Here is a 395-nt window from a genome sequence, read left to right as displayed (position 1 = left end):
TAGATGTTCTGGTCATGTTCTCATCATAGTTTTGTTGGTATCTCGCTGATTGGTCTGCAAATTGATGCGTCTCAGCGTATGGATTGTTGCCTTTGTTGTTTTTTTTTGTTATCGTAAGGAATCGAGGCAGTTTCTTCGTACTGACCATTCGACAGGGCTGACACGAAACGTAGGGGATTTCGGACATTTTTCAAAATAGCCGTGCCACTTCTGAACGTCACGGCCAATTGCTCGTTGCCACCGCTGCTGATGGTTGCTTCGACATGATAAGGTACGCGCCGGTCAAAGCGGTGCAGCCGGGCAGAAGGCGCGTCATCTTCTTCAAACAAGCCGAACATTTGCTCAGCTAACGGACGCTCCCGTTGACCAAGTTCTTCTGCAGCGATCATCACCGC

1 protein-coding gene is annotated in these 395 nt (G+C 49.1%); it reads right to left on the bottom strand.

What is annotated here, in order from left to right; all coding sequences use genetic code 11:
• Positions 1–71 precede the first annotated feature (71 nt).
• Positions 72–395: hypothetical protein (locus tag BHE18_RS23075; RefSeq protein ID WP_171910633.1), on the bottom strand; the 324-nt coding region annotated here is incomplete at its 5' end.

This window comes from Rossellomorea aquimaris (assembly GCF_001877785.1).
GTDB classification, from domain to species: Bacteria; Bacillota; Bacilli; order Bacillales; family Bacillaceae_B; genus Rossellomorea; species Rossellomorea aquimaris_A.
Note: the sequence above shows the minus strand (reverse complement) of the source record. Positions and strands in the feature narration are given on the sequence as shown.